We start from the raw sequence: 19,337 nt of genomic DNA, 5'->3' as shown, positions 1-19,337 counted from the left end.
CAAGAACCAATGCTCTTTTTGGCGTCGATGCCGTTGTTTGTTATCAAGTCGGCACGTTGTACATTGCAGTCTTGTAGGGAGACATCATCGTGAGCAAACCTTTTCAATCCCGTCGTCAGCGGATCGGCGCTGGTAAAGAGACGTCAATGTCCCAAGGGAACCAGCTCCCATTCAGCGATGCGCTTTCGAGTGCCAGTGCCGTGATTGAGCAGCACGCCAGGAACAGCTTTGCCAAAAGCGCTCATGGGGCGAGCGGGAAGTCCAAGCCGCGTTCTACGCGAGCACCGCATCTTTCTGATGTCGAGCGGGAGCTGGCGGAACTCAGAAAGATCGTTGCGGCGTTGGCAATTCGTTCTATGGCTCATGAGGAAAAGACCACGACACTCGATGACAGCATGACTGTACTGGATGCCGAGACCGCCTTTAACCTGTTGGATAACCCCCCAGAACCTACAGATGAGCTTCGCGACCTTCTGAACGTGCGTTAGGAGGTCTTCATGGAGTTCATCACTGTCAGCTTTGACCGATTGGTGGATCGCATCGGATTCGATTGCAAAAGTCATCCCTCGTTAAATACCTATATTTCCCAACACGCGGGCCAAGACGAAAAACGTCATGTGTCACGCACCTTCATGTACGTCGGAAACGGGGCTTTGCAAGGCTACTATGCGCTGGCGAATACCTCAGTCGCACTGAGTGATCTCCCCGACGAGCAGAAACGCAAGATGCCTCGCTACCCGGTGCCTGCGGTGCTGTTGAGTCGGTTGGCAGTCGATTGCACCGTCCAGGGGACGGGCTTGGGGCGACGGCTCATGTCTGACGTTTTCCGTCGCGTCCATGCCGTGTCGAGGCACTCCGGGGTGGCGTTCGTGGTGGTTGACGCAAAGGATCAGGTCGCGGCTGAGTATTACCGTGTCAAGCTGGGATTCGTGCCGTCGATCCACGATCCTCTTCGCCTAGTGCTTTCGACGGCTACGTTGATCCAGGCGTTCAATGGACAGGGGGGCGCTCCGGGTTGAACGCCCAGCATCACATCACTCTCATTTCCCCCTGATCAACTGCCTCACCACAAACCGGTTCGGGTGACACGCCTCGGCCACGCTGCGGGGTAACGGCAACGGCTCGTTGTCCAGCCACGCCGCGATCAATTCCCCGGACAACGGCGCGGTGATCAGACCTCGTGAGCCGTGGCCGCTGTTGACGTACAGCCCGTCCAGCCACGGGCATTCGGTTTTGGGGATTTGTCGGGCGTCCTTGCGCAAGACCGCGTAGGCCTCGAAAAACGCCTCGCGATCCGCCAGCGGCCCGACGATGGGCAGGTAATCGGGACTGGTGCAGCGGAAGGCGGCGCGACCTTGCAGCTGGTCGACAGGCAATTGCTCAGCCTGCAAACGCTCGGTCAGGTCGGCGGAGATTTCCCGCAGCAGCTCAAGATTGCCCAAGTGTTCAGCGGTGGTGGGGGTGAGGTCGTCGCTGTTGAAGTCGAAGCTGGCGCCGAGGGTGTGTTCGCCCAGGCGACCCGGCGCGACGTAGCCTTCGGCGCAGACCACTGTTTTCAGCGACTGGCTGGCGGCGGTTTCGGGCAATCGGGTGATCTGCCCGCGAATGCGCTTGAGCGGCAGATCGGCGCTGGCCGGGAAGCGTTTGACCTCCGCAGCTCCGGCCAGCACCACGACAGGGGCCGAATCCAGCAGGTGCTGGCCCTCCCACGCTTGCCACACATCACCGTCACGGCGCAGGTCGACCACGTCGTTGTGCGTCATCAATTGAATGTTCGACATGCTGGCCTGGTGCCGACACAGCGCGGGCGGGTGCACCCAGCCGCCTTCCGGGTAAAACAGCCCGCCGCTGGGGAGCGCCACGCCCGCAGCGGCTTCGGCGTCAGACTGACTCAGCACATGCAGCAAACCGGGGGAAAACGCCTCGGCCAATTGCGCCTGTCGCTCGCCTTCCTTCGCGTCGAACGCCAACTGCAGCACGCCACAATCGCCCCAATCGACGCCTCGCTCAAGCCGTTCCAGCAAACGCCGGGTGTGGCCGAAGCTGCTGAGGATCAGCTGCGACAATGCGGTGCCGTGGGCCGAGAGCTTCAGGTACAACACGCCCTGCGGATTGCCCGACGCTTCTTGCGCCAGGTCGTCATGACGTTCCAGCAGGCTGACCTGCCAACCCCGAGCCGCAAGGCTTGACGCCGTGGCACAGCCCGCCAGCCCCGCGCCGATCACCAGTGCCTTGCGTTCCGCGTGCTTGAAAGAGGGGCGAGCAAACCAGGGTTTCGCCGCCGCAGGAGCGGCAGCAGCTTCAGGCCAGCCCACGAACACCCCGCGCAAAACCTCCCATTTGTGCCCGATGCCCGGCACCCGTTTCATCTTGAAACCCGCCGCGTTCAAGGCGCGACGGACCCAGCCCGTGCTGGTGAACGTGCCAATGGTCGAGTTCGGCGCGGCCAGACGTGCCAGTTCGGCAAACAGTTCAGGGGTCCACATTTCCGGATTTTTCGCGGGCGCGAAACCGTCGAGAAACCACGCGTCGATGGGCCCGTCCAGTTGCGGCAGCATCTCCAGCGCATCGCCGATCAACAGGGTGAGGGTCACGCGCCCGCCGTCGAACACCAGCCGTTGAAAGCCTTCGTGAATCGCGACGTACTGTGCGAGCAGTGGGTCGGCGAAGGGTTTCAGCTCGGGCCACAGGTTCAGGGCGCGCACGAGGTCGGCGCGGCTGAGCGGAAATTTTTCGACGCTGACGAAGTGCAGCCGCGCACCGGGGGCCGCGCAGGCATCGAACAGTTGCCAGGCGCAGAGAAAATTCAGCCCCGTGCCAAACCCGGTCTCGCCAATCACCAGACGCCCGTTCGCAGGCAGCGCGGTGAAGCGTTCCTGCAACGCGTTCTGGGTCAGGAACACATGACGCGTCTCGGCCAAACCTGATTCGTTGGAAAAGTAGACGTCGGCAAAGGCCCGGGAAATCGGGTTGCCGTTTTCATCCCAGTCGAGCTGGGCGTGCTGGAGGGTGGTCATGGTTGGGCTACTAAAGGACGCGTGGGCAGGTGCAAGGTCGGCATATTAACCCACTGCGCCCTCGATCTTGCTGCATGACGATTGACCCATGGCAGGGTTTCATTGTCACAACCCACATCGTTTGTACTGATCCGCTAGTCTTGAGCGATCTGGAAAGGAGCCCTACATGTTCGAATCCGCTGAAATCGGCCACACCATCGACGACGAGACCTACGACGCACAGGTCCCGGCCCTTCGCGAAGCCCTGCTGGAAGCCCAATACGAACTCCACGAACAGGCCAAGCGCCCGATCATCGTGTTGATCAACGGCATCGAAGGCGCGGGCAAGGGCGAGACCGTCAAGCTGCTCAACGACTGGATGGACCCGCGCTACATCGAAGTGCGCACCTTCGACCAACAGACCGACGAAGAACTGGCCCACCCGCCGGTCTGGCGTTACTGGCGCCAACTACCCCCGAAAGGCCGCATCGGCATTTTCTTCGGCAACTGGTACAGCCAGATGATTCAGGGCCGGGTGCACAAGCAGTTCAAAGACCCCGTGCTCGACCAGGCGATCAACGGCGCCGAACGTCTGGAAAAGATGCTCGTCGACGAGGGCGCAGTGATCTTCAAGTTCTGGTTTCACCTGTCCAAAAAGCAGATGAAGCTGCGCCTCAAGACCCTCAAGGACGACCCGCTGCACAGCTGGCGCATCAGCCCGCTGGACTGGCAACAATCCCAGACGTACGACAAATTCGTGCGCTTCGGCGAGCGGGTGTTGCGCCGCACCAGTCGCGACTATGCGCCGTGGCACGTGATCGAAGGGGTGGACGCGAACTACCGCAGCTTGACCGTTGGCCGCCTGCTGCTGGAAGGCTTGCAGAACGCGCTGAAGACCCCGGAAGGCAGCGCCAACATGGTCAACATCGGGCCGTTGCCGAGCAACACCGATGAACTGAGCCTGCTGGACAATCTGGACATGACCCTGTCGCTGGAAAAGGACGACTACGACGAGCAACTGATCACCGAACAGGCGCGGTTGTCTGGCCTGATGCGCGACAAACGCATGCGCCGTCACGCGCTGGTCGCGGTGTTCGAAGGCAACGACGCGGCGGGCAAGGGCGGGGCGATCAAACGCGTGGCCGGGGCGCTCGATCCTCGGCAGTACCACATCGTGCCGATTGCCGCGCCGACACAGGACGAATTGGCCCAACCGTACCTGTGGCGTTTCTGGCGACAGATACCGGCGCGGGGAAAATTCACCGTGTTCGATCGCTCCTGGTATGGCCGGGTGCTGGTGGAACGGGTCGAGGGTTTCTGCTCACAGGATGACTGGCTGAGGGCGTACAGCGAGATCAACGACTTCGAAGAACAGCTCACTGACGCGGGCATCGTCGTCGTTAAATTCTGGTTGGCCATCGACGACCAGACCCAGTTGGAGCGCTTCAAGGCCCGGGAAAAGATCCCCTTCAAACGCCACAAGATCACCGACGACGACTGGCGCAACCGCAGCAAATGGCCGCAATACCGTGAGGCCGTGGGCGACATGGTCGACCGCACCAGCACCGAAATCGCCCCGTGGACGCTGGTCGAAGCCAACGACAAACGCTGGGCGCGGGTGAAAGTGCTGCGCACGATCAACGATGCGCTGGAGGCGGCGTTTGAGAAGGGGGATAAGAAGAGGTGATCGGTGTTTGGGCTGCGTGAGGTGTGTCAGCTCGACCGCCTTCGCTGCCGTCGTAACCTCCGGCGTCTCCCACAGGATTGGCGGCGTCCGCAATGCTCGCGGCTGACATCTGGCCGCTTTTGATTCTGCCGGACGCTGTGGGAAAGGTGCGTTCCGGGCCTTTAATTCTGGCCGAAGGCGTAGGTCTGGCGCGGTCCAGGCTTTTGATTCTGCCGAAGGCGTAGATACCGTCTTGCCCATCACCGGGCAAGCGCAATTTCTGCGTCGAACGGCTTGCCCGATTTCAGCACGCCATAGACCAGATGCAGCAGCTTTCGCATTGCTGCACAGATGATCTCTTTTGGGGCTTTCCCATTGGCGCGCATCCGGGTCTTTAGCTCTCGCAACACCGCGTTGTGCTTTAGGCCAGCCATGCCTGGCATGTAAAGCCCGGCGCGCAGCCTTTTCGAGCCGGTTTTGGATATATGGGTCGGGCCTACCGACTCTCCCGAGCTAGCACAACGTGGGTCCAGGCCCGCAAAGGCAACGATAGATTTGGGGCCCTTGTAATCCAATGGGTCGCCGAGTTCGGCCAGGATCAGCGCTGCGGTCGTATCCCCCAGCCCGTCGATGGTCACGATCAGATCGCGCTTCTGGCGCAGGTCAGGATCGTCGTCAATATTGTCTTTGATCGCTTTCCTGGTCTCGTCGATCTGTTGCTTGACGTGGCTGATCACCGACTCGATCGACGCTTTGACCTTGTCTTCGGCGACATCCAGACGATTGCTTTCCATCTGCTGAATTTCCTGCAAATCTTCCAGTCGACGCACCAACGCGCGCAAGCGCCGACGTGGCGCGGGCTCCGGCACCCACTCGCGCAGTCTGGTGTGCTTGTCTTGCGCATAGCGGGCGATCAGCTTTGCATCGGCCTTGTCGGTTTTGACCCGGCGCAGCTCATCCTTGCCGTACTGGTGGAGGATCGCAGGGTTGACGATGCACACCCGGTATCCGTGAGCGTGAAGGCAATCAGCAACGCCCTGGTGGTAGACGCTGGTGGCTTCCATCACGACCCAGGCATGGGGCTCGGAGTGGGTGGTAAGCCAGTCGAGCAGCACCTGATAACCCTTGGGATTATTGGCCAGCCTGGCTTTGGTCCTGAACTTCCCGTTATCCAGCGGGGTGGCGATATCAAATGAGTTTTTGGCGATATCGATGCCAACAAAAGCAGACATGGCGCTCTCCAGAGTCGATTGCACACGATCATCGCGTCACCCGGTCCTGCCTTGTACATGCGTGCTCACGCCGAAGGCGCGCACTGGATACCGTTCGGACTTTTCGAGTGAGGTTGGAGAACCGGAGCTCTATCTACTTTGTAAGCTCTGAGGCCTTAGGAGCTGAACAGCTTCCCGGCTCTCCCTCGATGATCAGTCGAGAACTATGGCGCGATGAAACGCCAGAGTCGAGATACAAGGAGCTGGCTTGCCTGCGATCGGCTGCGCAGCAGTCGCAAAATTGGATGACAGTGTGTCAGATACAACAGAGGTCTCTGATTCTGCTGTCGCTTCGCAACAGATCGCAGGCAAGCCAGCTCCTACGGCCTTCGGCCAGAATCAAGAGCCTGGACCGTGCCAGTCAGTCCCGCAGCCCTCTGCCAGAATCAACAACGCTCAGGTGCCAGCCGCGAGCGTCCAGGGTTTCGCCAATCCTGAACTGCCCCCCAAAAGTTGGACAGTTTACGCCGCAGCCTGAGTCCTGTATTCAACAGGACTCATGCCATTGAGCCTCAGCTTGATGCGGTCATGGTTGTAGTAATGAATGTACTCATCCAGGCCGACCTTCAATTCTTCCACACTCTCGAAACGCTTCAGGTAGAAAAACTCTGACTTCAGCGTGCCGAAAAAACTCTCCATCGCCGCATTATCCAGGCAATTGCCTTTGCGGGACATGCTCTGCTTCACGCCTTTTTCGCTGAGTGCGTGGCGATAGCGTGGCTGTTGGTAGTGCCACCCCTGGTCCGAATGAACGACCAGTTTGGGCGCGTCTCCCAAGCAAGCCAACGCCTTGTCGAGCATGTTCCCCACCAATTCGTAGTAAGGCCGACTGGCTGTTTCGTACGCGATGATTTCGCCGTTGTACAAATCCATCACAGGAGACAAGTAGAGCTTCTGCTGACCCACTTTGAACTCGGTGACGTCGGTTACCCACTTCTGTTTTGGCCGGGGTGCATGAAAATTACGCTCCAGCAGGTTCGCGGCGATTTTGCCAACAGTCCCCCGGTAGGAACGGTATTTCTTGGGCCGTACGACCGATTGCAAACCCTGTTCGGCCATCAGCCGTTCGATGACCTTCTTGTTGACCAGCGTTCCTTCCTTTCTGAGCGCAAGCGCAATACGCCGATAGCCATACAGCCCTCTCTGCTTGTGATATTCCTGCTGCACCCGTTCCTTGAGCGCCGCATGCCGGTCCGGTTTCTGCTCAGCCTTGACCTGGTAATAGAAGGTGCTGCGTGCCAGCCCGACCAGCTCAAGGAGGTCGGGCAATGGGAATCGGTGCTTGAGTTTGCGGACGATCAGGACTTTTTCCCCCGTGTTCGCTCCTTTTCCTCGCGCAGGGCCTTGAGCTCCTTTAGGACAGCGTTCTCCATGCGCATGTACTCAAGTTCAGCCATCAACTGCTCTCGTGGCTTTTGTGCATCGTTGGTGTCGGTGGGTTTGGCGGGTTTGATTTTCATGGGCGTGTCGGCTGGCTGGATGGCAGTAGGGGTGACAGGACTGTCACTGTAATACTGGCGTTGCCAGATGCCTATCAGGGAGGACCGCCCAAGGTCAAAATGCGCAGCGGTCTGGCGTAGCGAAAGTCGATGCTCATGCATGTAGGTCAAGACTTGGCGCTTGAAATCCTCGCTGTACCGCCGCGCATACGACATTGGCTTGATGCTGTTGCCAGTCCGATAACTGGCGACCCAGCGTCGAAGGAGACTGAAGTCGATGCCAAAATGTCTGGCCACTGTTCGGAAGCCGTTGGTGCCGTTCAGGTAGGCGGTGACCGCCGTGAGCTTGAACTGCTCGGTGTACTTGATCATAGATCCCCCAGGGGTTGGATGGGTGTCCAACTTCTTGGGGGCAGTTCATCCTGTGGGAGACGCCGGAGGTTACGACGGCAGCGAAGGCGGTCTGTCTGACACCCCGCGCTCACCGCTCCCGCAACGCCTCAGTCCGCGCCTTCAACACCGGCTTCAGCAAATAATCCATCACGCTCTTCTCACCCGTGATGATGTCCACCGTCGCGACCATGCCGGGGATGATCAGCAGGGGTTTCTCGTTGCTGCCCAAGTGGTTGCGGTCGGTGCGGACCTGGATCAGGTAGAAGGTGTTGCCCTTGTCGTCGGTGGTGGTGTCGGCGCCGATGAGTTCCAGTTTGGCGGGCAGGCCGCCGTAGATGGTGTAGTCGTAGGCGCTGAACTTGACCATGGCTTTCTGGCCGGGGTGGAGGAAGGCGACGTCTTGCGGGCGGACTTTGGCTTCGATCAGCAGGTTGTCGTCCAGCGGCACGATTTCCACCATGTCGCTGCCAGGCTGGACCACGCCGCCGATGGTGTTGACCTTGAGCGTTTTCACGATGCCTTTGACCGGAGAGGTGACGGTGGTGCGGGTCACGCGGTCGTCGATGGCGATGCTGGTGGCGCTGGCTTTGGCCAGATCCGAGCGTTTGTCGTTCAAGTCTTTTGTAGCGTCCGAGCGGAAGCTGTCGAGGGATTCCTGGATCTTGCTCTTGATCTCATTGATCGCCGCTTCAGCCCGGGGAATCGCCAGCGAGGTCGCGTCCATTTGCCCGCGCGCCTCGGACGCTTTGCCCTTGAGCCGGATGATTTCCACCGGCGACACCGCGCCGCTGTTCACCAGGGGCGCCGACATGCTCAGCTCCTGCTGAATGAACCCCAGCTGATTGCGGTACTGATCCTGCTTGGAGCGAAACTCGGCGACTTCCTGCATCTTCTGCCGCAACTGTTCCTGCAACGTGCGCTGCTCGCTGGCCAGACGCCGCTGGCGCGAGTCGTACAACGCCTGCTCGTCCGCCGCGACTTGTGGCGCCTTGCTCAGCACCACGGCCGACGGCTTGAACGGACGCCCTTCGGACTCCGCCGACAGCCGATCCACTTGCGCCATCAGCGTGTATTTATCGACCTCGCTCTCGCCCTTGTTCGACAGAAACCGCGTGTCATCCAGGCGCAGCAGGGTGTCGCCCTTGTTCACGATCTGTCCTTCACGGACGAAAATCTCGGTGACGATGCCGCCTTCAAGGTTCTGAATCACCTGAACCTTGCTCGACGGAATCGCCTTGCCTTCGCCCATGGTGACTTCTTCGAGCACCGCGAATTTAGCCCAGACCAGCGCGGTGACGATCAGCGCGGCGGCGATCCACACGGTGATTCGGGCGCCTCGGGATGAATCCTGCGCGGCGACGCCGGCGACCTCGGGCATGAACTCAAGATCGACCTGACGGCCCGGATGAAAATAACGGTGAGCGGAAGACATGGTTGACGCTCCTTAAACCGAAGACGGGCCGACGCGGCCCTTGCGCAGTGCTTCGACGACCAGCGCCTTGGGGCCGTCGGCCACGACTTTGCCGTTGTCCAGCACCACCAGCCGATCCACCAGACTGAGCATCGACATGCGGTGGGTGACCAGCAGCAGCGTCTTGCCCTGCATCCGGTCGAACAGCTTCTGCCGCAGGACGTCTTCGCTGGCGTTGTCCATGTGGCTGGTGGGTTCGTCGAGCAGCATGATCGGTGGGTCAAGCAATAAGGCTCGCGCCATCAGCACCGCCTGCCGCTGCCCGCCGGACAGCAACTGCCCACGCTCACCGACCGGCCGATCGAAGCCCATGGGATGATTGCGCGCCAGTTCGGTCGCGCCCGTCAGCTCCGCCACTTCGAGCATCCGCGCATCGGTGACGTAGCGGGCGCCGAGGGTCAGGTTGTCCCGCAGGCTCCCGGCCAGCAGCGGCAGATCATGGGCGACGTATCCCACTTGTTGACGCAAATCCGCCACGTCCACCTGGCGCAGGTCCAGGCCGTCCAGCAGCAACTGGCCCGCGTCCGGGGCGTAGAACCCCATCATCAAACGGGCCAGCGTGCTTTTGCCCGAACCGCTACGGCCAATGATGCCGATGCGCTCGCCGGGCTTGATGCTGATGCTGACGTCGTGCAACGCCGCCGCTGTGCCCGGCCCGCCGTAGGCAAAGCTGGCGTTGACCACCTGAATGTCGCCCTTGAGCAGCGTGTGCTGCAGCGGGTTTTTGCCTTGCTCGCGTTCTTGAGGCAGGGCCATCAGCGCGTCGGTGCTTTTCATCGTGACCTGCGCCTGCTGGTAGCGCGTGATCAACCCGGCGATTTGCCCGAGCGGTGCGAGCACGCGGCTGCCGAGCATGTAGCTGGCCACCAGCGCACCGACGCTGAGGTTGCCAGCGATGATGATGTAGACCCCGGCCACGATGGTCGCCATGCCCGAAAACTGCTGGATGAACAGCGTGCCGTTGCTGGCCAGCGCCGAAAGGTCACGGGCGTGGCTGTCGAGGCGGGTGAGGGCGCCGTGGGTCGATTCCCATTTGTGCTGGCGTTCGCTCTCGGCGCCGCAGGCCTTGAGAGTTTCCAGGCCGCCGAGGGTTTCCACCAACAGCGCTTGCCGTTCTGCGCCGAGCGCCAGGCTGCGTTCAACGGTGTCGCGCAGGCGGATCTGGATGATCCACGCGAACAGAATGGTGACCGGGAACGCCACCAACGGAATCACCACCAGCCAGCCGCCGAGCAGACCGATCACCGCCAGCATCAACACGGCGAACGGCAAGTCGATAATGCTGGTCAGGGTGACGGCGGTGAGGAATTCCCGCAGACCCTGAAAGTCGTGAATGCTCTGGGCGAAGCCGCCGATGCTGGCCGGACGCGCTTTCATCGCCATGCCGGTGATGCGCTCGAACAGGGTCGCGGAGAGGATCACGTCGGTCTTCTTCCCGGCCTGATCCAGCAGGTGCGCACGCACCAGTCGCAAGGTCAGTTCGAAGCCGGTGCCGATCAACAGCCCGATGGCCAACACCCACAAGGTCGAGGTCGCCTGATTGGGCACGACGCGGTCGTAGGTCTGCATGACGAACAGCGGCACCATCAGGCCGAGCAAGTTGATCAGCAGGCTCGCCAGAATCGCATCGCCATACAGCCCGCGAGACAGCTTTATCGTGTCGCGAAACCAGGCGTTGACCCTCGGCACCAGCGGCGCGCGCAGGTTTTCCAGCTCATGACGAGGGCGGGCGAACAGGGCTTGGCCGGTGTAGAGCGTTTGCAGCTCTTCGCGGGTGACCCGTTGCTCGCCGCCATCGGCTTCGCTCGGAAGAATCAGCGCGCGTCCATCGTCTTCCCAACGTCGGAGAATCGCGCAGCGGTTGCCCTTGAGCAGCAGCAGAACCGGGAGGTTGAGGCCGTCGATGGCGTTGAGGTCGCGGCGCAGAATGCGCGCTTGCAAACCGGCGCGGGCAGCGGCGCGGGGGAGAAGATCGACGCTCAGGGATTGCTGCGCCAGGGGCAGGCCAGCGCTGAGGCTGCTGCGGCTGGCGTTGCAATCGTGGAGCCGACAGAGGATGAGCAGGCCATCCAGCAGCGGGTCGTCGAAGTTCGAACGGGGGTCGAACGGCTGAGCCGGTTCTAAATCAGGCAGTTCCATGCTGGTCACAGACTTCTCCCAGCGCTTGCGCGCTTGACTACATCGCTACTTCACTACTTCAGGTCGGGCAGCCGGGCTTCGCTCTTGACTTCCGTCAGAGCAACAGCAGCCGCGGGCAAAACCACACGCGCCTTGCTCAACAGCTCACCTTCGGTGGCCAGTACGCGGTACATCGAATATTCCTCGGTGTAACGCAGTTCGGTGTAGCGACGGGCGGCGTTGTACAGCTCGTTTTCACTGTCCAGCAAGTCGAGCAGGGTGCGCTGGCCGAGGCCGAACTGATCCTGATACGCGGCGCGGACTTTGGTGGTGGTTTCGGCGTATTCCCGGGCAATCGGAGTCTGAACGCGCGCGTTGTTCATGGCGTTCCAGGCCAGCGACAGGTTCTCGTTGATCATCCGCAGTGCGTTATTGCGAATGTCCATTGCCTGTCCGGTCTTGTAGGCGTCCGAGTTGAGGCGGGCCTTGTCGCGATTGCCGTTGAACAGGTTGTAATTCATCACCACGGCGGCGCGCCATTCGTTGTCGTGGCCTTCCTCACCGGCGATGTTGTTGTTTGCGCCGACAGCCAGTTCGCCATCGAAACGCGGGTAAAAGGGCGACTTGGCAACCTCGTACTGTTTCTCGGCAGCGTTGACGTCGGCCTGGGCGGATTTCAGGTAGGAGTTGTTCACCAGCATGCTTTGCTTGGCGTCGGTCAGGCTCTTGGGCACTTCCCCTCTGATGGACGGCGGGGCTTCCAGCTCGTCGGGCGTCTTGCCCACGGCGCTGAAGAAGTTGGCTTCGGCGTCGGCCAGATCGACCTGTGCGGTGTAGTAGTTGTTCTCGGCCAGGGCGCGGCGGGCCTTGGACTGATCGCTGTCAGCGTTGCTGCCGATGCCGCGATTGGTGCGCAGACCGATCTGGTCGTTGATGCGCAGGTGCGCTTGCAGATTGTTCTTCGCCAGATCCAGCAGCTCACGGCGCTTGAGCACTTCCAGGTACACCTCAATGGCCCGCAGGGCAAGGTCTTCCGAGGTGCCGCGCAAGTAATACGCACGGGAGTTGACGACGGCCTGGGTGCGTCCGACTTCGTTCTTGGTGTTAAACCCGTCGAACAGCATCTGCCGCAGACGCAGCTCGGATTGGGTGTAGTTCAGGGTTTCTTCGTTGTGGTTACCCACGAAACGGGTGGTGGGGCTGTCGGTGTGTTCACGACCGTATGCCGCCACCAGATCCACGGTCGGGAGATAGCCTCCCTTGGCAATTTTCACGTCCTCGTCGGCGGACAATCGGTTGTTCACGTTGGAGTGAATTTCCGGGTGATTGTCGATGGTGTTCTGAATCGCTTGATTCAGCGACATGGCTTGCGCTTGGGCGCAGGCCACCGCCAACACAACTGCACTGTAGAGCGGGGTCAAATCGCGCATGGAAACTCTCCCTGGATAATTGTCGTGCTGCGTACGCCAAAAAACCGGCGATTGGTGCTGTTAAAACCGTATCAGGTTTGTAACATCACAGCTAAGAACAACTTTCGGAAATGCTCAGACGTTTTTTTCATATCCCTTATTCCAAAAAAAACTTATGTCATTTTATGAATTCAGGCGAAGGTGAAATTCAGGAATTGCCTGTATTCAACGTTTTACGGGCGTCTTATGGTTGCGAAGGGAGTTTCAACGGAAATTTGACGGCGGTTGATCAAGTGGTTTTTCGAGCAAAAAACTTGAAAAGATTCAGCGACATAAAATTGTCGGTGGATAGTAGCTCCAAGCCATTTCTGTGCGCCGATCGAACAGTTTTTGTTGGATTCGTAACATTTTTTGATCCGGTTTATGCAGCAAGGGAGTGGATATGGCCAAGTTGATCGGTACGGTTCGGACAGTCGTGGGGGATGTTTTTGCGGTGGCCAGCAACGGCACCAAGCGATTGGTGATCGAAGGCGACAAGGTGTTCGCCGGTGAATTGCTGGAAACCGGCGCGACCGGTGCCGTGGCGGTGCACTTGGCCAAGGGGGGCGAACTGACCCTCGGACGGGACAGCAGCATGCCGCTGACGCAGGAAATCCTCGCCAATCACGCCACCCATGTGGACACCCCCGACGCCACGGCCCCGAGCCAGTCGCAACTGGCCGACGTGCAGCAGCTGCAACAGCTGATCGCAGCCGGTGCCGACCCGAGCCAAGTGACAGACGCGCCCGCCGCAGGCACCGCCAACCCTGGCGGTTCACCTTCCGCGCTGGGCGGCGGACACACCTTCGTGCTGCTGACCGAAACCGCTGGCGTGGTGAACCCGGTCGTGGGCTTCCCGACGGCCGGCATTACCACCACTTTTCTCGTGCCTGAGGGTGAAGTCGGCCGCTTTGGTGATGGCAGCCCAGGCGACAACCTGCCGCCGATCGTCACCCCACCGGACGAACCGCCTGTGGTGACGCTGCCGCCTGATCAACCGCCACCCGACCAGCCACCGCCGGATCAACCTCCGCCTGACCAGCCTCCGCCTGACCAACCGCCACCGGATCAGCCACCGCCTGACGAGCCGCCTCCGCCGCCCGTGAACTATGGCGTCGCGCTGGGCGCCAGCGAGGTCACGCTGAACGAGGCCAACCTTGCGGACGGCAGCGCGCCGAATTCGGGCGCGTTGACCCAGAACGGCGTGATCAAGGTCAGCGCCCCGGACGGCCTGCTGACCCTGACCATCGGTGGCGTCGACGTGGTGGTCAACGGCGTACCGATGAGTTCGCCGCAAACCATCACCCTGCCATCCGGCAACACCCTCACGATCCTCGGCTACAACCCGAGCACCGGGGAGGCCAGCTACACCTACACGCTCACAGGCCCCGAAACCCACAATCAGGGCGCGGGCACCGTCAATGACGAGCAGATCCCCGTGCACGCGGTGGACAGCAACGGCGACGCCGCCAACGGCAGCATCAACGTGCACGTGCTCGATGACGTGCCTCAGGCCAATCCGGACATCGGCTACGTCAAGGAGGGCGGCGAAACCAGCGGCAACATTCTGGGGAACGACGTGGCCGGTGCCGACGGCCCTGGGTCGGGCGGTTTGATTGTCGGCGTGCGCGCGGGCGATAACACCTCTGCCCCGGTGTTCGGTGGCGTTGGTACGGTGATTCAAGGGCTCTACGGCACCCTGACCGTGGATGCGAGCGGCCAGGCGTCCTACGTCGCCAACCCGAATTCGGGTGGCCACGACGACGTGAAGGACATCTTCACCTACACCATTCGCGATGCGGATGGTGACACCAGCACCACCACGGTCACCGTCAACGTCTACCACAACGACGGCGTGATCATCGGCGGCAGCGACTGCACCCTCAACGAAGCCAACCTGCCGGACGGCACTGACCCGAACGCCGCCGCGCTGACCCAGACCGGCACGGTCAAGATCACCGCTCCGGATGGCCTGCAAACCCTGACCGTCGGCGGCATCAACGTCGTGGAAAACGGCCACCCGCTGACGTCGCCGCAATCCGTCACCTTGCCGTCGGGTAGCACGTTCACAGTGCTGCATTACGACCCGGCCACCGGCGAGGTCACCTACAGCTACACCCTCAATGGTGCGGAAACCCACAATCAGGGCGACGGCACGGTCAACAACGAACAGATCGCCGTGCATGCCGTGGACAATGACGGTGACACCGCCGACGGCAACATCAACGTCCACGTCACCGACGACGTGCCGCAAGCCACCGCCGACATTGGCTATGTAAAAGAAGGCGGCGAAACCAGCGGCAACATCCTCGCCAACGACCACGCCGGGGCCGATGGTCCGGGGGCGGGTGGCTTGATTATCGGTGTTCGCGCGGGCGAGGACACGTCGACGCCGGTCACCGGTGGCGTCGGAACCGTGATTCAGGGGCTGTACGGCACCCTGACCGTGGACGCCAGCGGGCAGGCGTCCTATATGGCCAACCCGAATTCGGGCGGGCATGGCGACATGAAAGACATCTTCACCTACAGCATTCGTGACGCGGACGGCGACACCAGCACCACCACGATCACCGTCAACGTCTACCACAACGACGGCCCGATGATTGGCGGCGGCGATTGCACGGTCGATGAAGCCAACCTGCCGGGCGGTTCGCACCCGGATCACGATGCGCTGACCCAGACCGGCACGATCAAGGTGACCGCGCCGGACGGCGTGCAAAACCTGATCATTGGCGGCATCGTCGTGGTCGATCACGGCGTGCCGCTGTCGTCACCGCAGTCCACCACGCTGCCCTCGGGCAACTCGCTGACCGTGCTGCATTACGACCCCACCACCGGCGACGTGACTTACACCTACACGCTGAATGAGGCGGAAAATCACAACCAGGGCGACGGCACTTCGCTGAGCGACCCAATCCCCGTGCACGCCGTGGACACCAATGGCGACGTGCGTGACGGCACCCTTGTGGTCAAGATCCTCGACGACACACCCCAAGCGCACAGCGACATCGGCAACGTCGTGGCAGGGGGCGAAACCAGCGGCAACTTGCTGCTCAACGATACCGCGGGTGCGGATGGCGCCGGTCCCAACGGGTTGATCGTCGGCGTACGGGCCGGTGGCGACACCACCACGCCTGTCATCGGCGGGCTGAACAGCGTGATCACCGGGGCGTACGGCACGCTGATTGTCGACAACCAGGGCAACGCGACCTACCACAGCGACCCGTCCCACGTCGGGCCGCAAGGTGAGCAGGATGTGTTCACCTACACCATTCGCGATGCCGACGGCGACACCAGCACCACCACCGTCACCGTCAACATCAACGTGGCCGCCCCGTGCCCACCGGTGGCCTGCAACGACAACGACGTCACTGTGCAGGAAAGCGCCCTCGACACCCACAAAGACGGGCAGGATCTGGCGCCCGGCATCGTGACCGGCAGCAATCCCGGTTCCACCGCAGAAACCGGCAGCGGCAGCGTCGCCAACTCGGTGCAGGGCGGCACCGGTGCGCTGACCTTCACCGCTGAAGGCGCGCAGAACGGCACCGTTCAAGGGCAATACGGCGTCCTGCACCTGAACACAGATGGCAGCTACACCTACACCCTGACCTCGCCGCCGAGTACCACGCCTGCCGCCAACGATGGGGCCAACGTCACCCACGAAGCCTTCAACTACACCGTGACCGACTCGCTGGGCCAGTCGTCGACGGCGCAAATCGTGGTCAACATCGTGGACGACCAACCTCAGGCCGCAAACCTTGAAAAAACCGTCACCACTGACCCGGTCAACAGCAACCTGATGCTTATCGTCGACAACTCGGCGAGCATGAACGAGGCCTCAGGGGTCAACGGACTGACCCGTCTGGGACTGGAAAAACAAGCCATCGTCGCGCTGCTCGACAAGTACGAAGCCCTCGGCGACGTGCGCGTGCAACTGGTGACGTTCAACAGCCAGGCCAACATCGCCAGCGATCAGTGGGTCGACGTGGCCACGGCCAAGAACATGGTCAACGCGATCACCGCCGGCAACGGCACCAACTACGACGCGGCGCTGGCGTCTGCGCAAACCGCGTTCGTGCAGAAGGGCGCACTCGCCGGGGCACAGAACCTGGCGTACTTCTTCTCGGACGGCAACCCGACCGTATCGCCACAGCATTCCGATCCGAGCCATGTGCCGAATCCGGGGCGCGGCGACGGCATCAGCCCGAGCGAAGAAGTCGTCTGGACCCACTTCCTCGACAGTCACGGCATCAACGCTTTCGCGATTGGCGTCGGCACTGACATCAGCAGCCAATACCTGAACCCCGTCGCCTACAACGGCGCCACGGGCAGCAACACCAGCGCGGTGATCGTTACCGACCTCGGCCAGTTGAACGCCGTGCTCAGCGGCACGGTGCAGGGTGGCGTGCAGGGCAGCCTGCTGGAAGGCGGGACCTTTGGCGCGGATCAGGGCTTCGTCAAATCCATCAGCGTCGAGGGCACGACCTACACATTCAACCCTCAGGCGTACAGCCATCAGGGCGGCGTGACCGTCAGCGGCGGCCCGAACCACGGCAGCTTCGAGGGCATGAGCAACACCCTCACCGTGACCGGCCAACACGGCACGCTGGTGGTCAACATGAACACCGGCGACTACAGCTACACCCCGGCGGCGGGCCTGACGCAGTCTGCGACGGACAACATTCACTACGTGCTCAGCGACTACGACGGCGACCTGGCCGGTGCCAATCTTGTTGTGCACGTCGAAGCCAGTGCGCCAGTGACACCCACCCCGGTCTACGATGCACCGGTGGCCGTGGCTGACAACGTCATCACCAACCTCAGTGGGTCGAGCATCGTGATTCCCGGCGCGGCGCTGGCGGCCAATGACCAGCCTGGCAATGGCGGTGCGTTGACCGTTTCGCCCGGCAGTTTCGCCACGGGCTGGACGTTGCGCGGCGCGGACTTCAAGGCCGGTTCGCTGAAAACCATTAACTTCAGCGGCACCTCCGACACCGACGTCAATCAGCTGAAAAACCTCAGCCGCAGCGACTTCTTCAGCAACACCGCCACCACGGCGCTGTTGGTGATCAGCGGCTATCTCGGGGCTGTCAACGCATCACCCTCCAATGCTCAGGACCTGTACAGCGTGCAGCTGAAAGCGGGGGAAACCGTCACCGTCGATCACAACCTGACCAACGACGTGCTGGGCATGGCCTGGAAATTCGAAGACGGCGCGGCCCACACCCTCAGCGACGGCGGCAGCTTCACCGCGACCGAAGACGGGACCTATCGGCTGATCGTGGTCAACCAGGCCGACCCTGACCTGCAGGGCAACTACGAGCTGCATTTGTCCATCGACACGGCGGCGGTCAACACCACGCCGGATGTCCACAGCATCTACACCGTCACCGATGCCCACGGCGGCAGCAGCACGGCGCCCATCGACATCAGCCATCAGGACGGTCACACCGTCTTGGGCACGACAGGCGATGACGTGTTGATCGGCGCGGCCAACAGCGAACTCCACGGCGGCGACGGCAACGACGTGCTGGTGGCGGGGCCGGGCAACAACGAGCTGTTTGGCGACAACGGCAATGACACGCTCTTCAGCGGACCGGGCAACGACCTGCTCGACGGCGGCGCGGGCAACAACACCGCCAACTACTCGCTGGCGACGGCAGGCGTGACCGTGAGTACCGCCGAAACCGGGCCGCAGCACACAGGCGGGGCGGGCACCGACACACTGGTGAACATCCAGAACCTGATCGGCTCGAACTACAACGACCACCTGACCGGTGATTCGGGTAACAACGTGTTGAATGGCGGGCTGGGCAACGACGTGCTGAACGGCGGGGCGGGCGACGACACCCTCATTGGCGGCCCGGGCAACAACACCCTGACCGGCGGGCCGGGGCACGACACTTTCCTTTACCAGGCCGGTAACACCGGGCACGACACGATCACCGATTTCAACTTCGGCATCGACAAACTGGACCTCTCGCAGCTGTTGCAGGGCGAGCATGGGGATGCGAACTCGCTGGAGAACTTCCTGCACTTCAGCGTGAGCGGGAATGGGTCATCGCTGGTCTCGACCATCGACGTCAGCAGCATTGCGGGTGGTGCGGCAACGCAAACCATCGACCTCGCCGGCGTGAACCTCGCCCAACACTACGGCGTCACGCCAGGGGCCGGAGGCGCTGTTGCAGGCGGGGCGGACACGGCATCGATTATCAACGGGATGCTGGGGGATCATTCGCTGAAAGTGGACACGGTGTGATCGGCAGGATGTGAGGATTGGCGGCAAGGCTTGCGGTGTGCCTTGAACACCGCACCATTCAGCCACGCTGCAACACCTCTGTAGGGGCGAATTCATTCGCGAACGGATGGGCAGGCGATGGAGATGCATCGGACGTACCGCCGCCTTCGCGAATGAATTCGCTCCCACAGTGGAGACTGCGCAGGGTTCAAGGGTTGTGCAGTCTGTAGCGGTGCTGCTGAGGCGGGATTGTGTCGTTCACAGGATTCAAACGCGCCGCAACACCCCTGTGGGAGC

Annotated in this window: 10 protein-coding genes; 4 read left to right on the top strand and 6 right to left on the bottom strand. The window is 61.6% G+C overall.

Annotated features, from left to right (window positions below):
- Positions 1–89 precede the first annotated feature (89 nt).
- On the top strand, positions 90–488 hold the full coding sequence (locus AAEO81_RS23635; protein ID WP_341959461.1) for a hypothetical protein: 399 nt from the start codon (positions 90–92) through the stop codon (positions 486–488).
- 9 nt (positions 489–497) lie between these two features.
- Positions 498–1,019 carry a GNAT family N-acetyltransferase gene (locus tag AAEO81_RS23630; RefSeq protein WP_341959460.1) on the top strand — a complete coding sequence of 174 codons (522 nt, stop codon included), beginning with the start codon at positions 498–500 and terminating at the stop codon, positions 1,017–1,019.
- 21 nt (positions 1,020–1,040) lie between these two features.
- On the opposite strand, the gene mnmC is transcribed toward AAEO81_RS23630, so the two are convergent.
- Entirely contained in the window at positions 1,041–3,017 is a 1,977-nt protein-coding gene (mnmC, locus tag AAEO81_RS23625; RefSeq protein WP_341959459.1) for a bifunctional tRNA (5-methylaminomethyl-2-thiouridine)(34)-methyltransferase MnmD/FAD-dependent 5-carboxymethylaminomethyl-2-thiouridine(34) oxidoreductase MnmC, read from the bottom strand.
- 166 nt (positions 3,018–3,183) lie between these two features.
- Between mnmC and pap the strand changes: the two genes are divergently transcribed.
- Positions 3,184–4,683 carry a polyphosphate:AMP phosphotransferase gene (gene pap / locus AAEO81_RS23620; RefSeq protein WP_341959458.1) on the top strand — a complete coding sequence of 500 codons (1,500 nt, stop codon included), beginning with the start codon at positions 3,184–3,186 and terminating at the stop codon, positions 4,681–4,683.
- A 239-nt stretch (positions 4,684–4,922) separates the two neighbouring features.
- Here pap and AAEO81_RS23615 read toward each other — a convergent pair whose 3' ends face one another.
- The 5 genes from AAEO81_RS23615 to AAEO81_RS23595 form a co-directional block, all read right to left on the bottom strand.
- Positions 4,923–5,894 carry an IS110 family transposase gene (locus AAEO81_RS23615; RefSeq protein WP_341958838.1) on the bottom strand — a complete coding sequence of 324 codons (972 nt, stop codon included), beginning with the start codon at positions 5,892–5,894 and terminating at the stop codon, positions 4,923–4,925.
- Between the two features lie 501 nt (positions 5,895–6,395).
- A protein-coding gene (locus AAEO81_RS23610; RefSeq protein ID WP_341958632.1) for an IS3 family transposase occupies positions 6,396–7,744 on the bottom strand; the annotation gives its coding sequence in 2 pieces (ribosomal slippage) (positions 6,396–7,277 and positions 7,280–7,744; 1,347 coding nt in all).
- Positions 7,745–7,853: 109 nt separating this feature from the next.
- Positions 7,854–9,197, bottom strand: coding sequence for an HlyD family type I secretion periplasmic adaptor subunit (locus AAEO81_RS23605; protein ID WP_166593343.1), 1,344 nt, complete (start codon positions 9,195–9,197; stop codon positions 7,854–7,856).
- 12 nt (positions 9,198–9,209) lie between these two features.
- A complete protein-coding gene (locus AAEO81_RS23600) occupies positions 9,210–11,375 on the bottom strand; it encodes a type I secretion system permease/ATPase (protein WP_341964605.1) in 2,166 nt (721 codons plus the stop codon).
- Between the two features lie 53 nt (positions 11,376–11,428).
- A complete protein-coding gene (locus AAEO81_RS23595) occupies positions 11,429–12,784 on the bottom strand; it encodes a TolC family outer membrane protein (protein WP_341959457.1) in 1,356 nt (451 codons plus the stop codon).
- Between the two features lie 421 nt (positions 12,785–13,205).
- Here AAEO81_RS23595 and AAEO81_RS23590 point away from each other — a divergent pair, with 421 nt between their 5' ends.
- Entirely contained in the window at positions 13,206–19,061 is a 5,856-nt protein-coding gene (locus AAEO81_RS23590; protein ID WP_341959456.1) for a retention module-containing protein, read from the top strand.
- Positions 19,062–19,337: the final 276 nt, after the last annotated feature.

Source organism: Pseudomonas sp. RC10, from assembly GCF_038397775.1.
In the GTDB taxonomy this organism is placed as follows: domain Bacteria; phylum Pseudomonadota; class Gammaproteobacteria; order Pseudomonadales; family Pseudomonadaceae; genus Aquipseudomonas; species Aquipseudomonas bambusae.
This window is presented reverse-complemented; position numbering and strand designations above follow the sequence as displayed.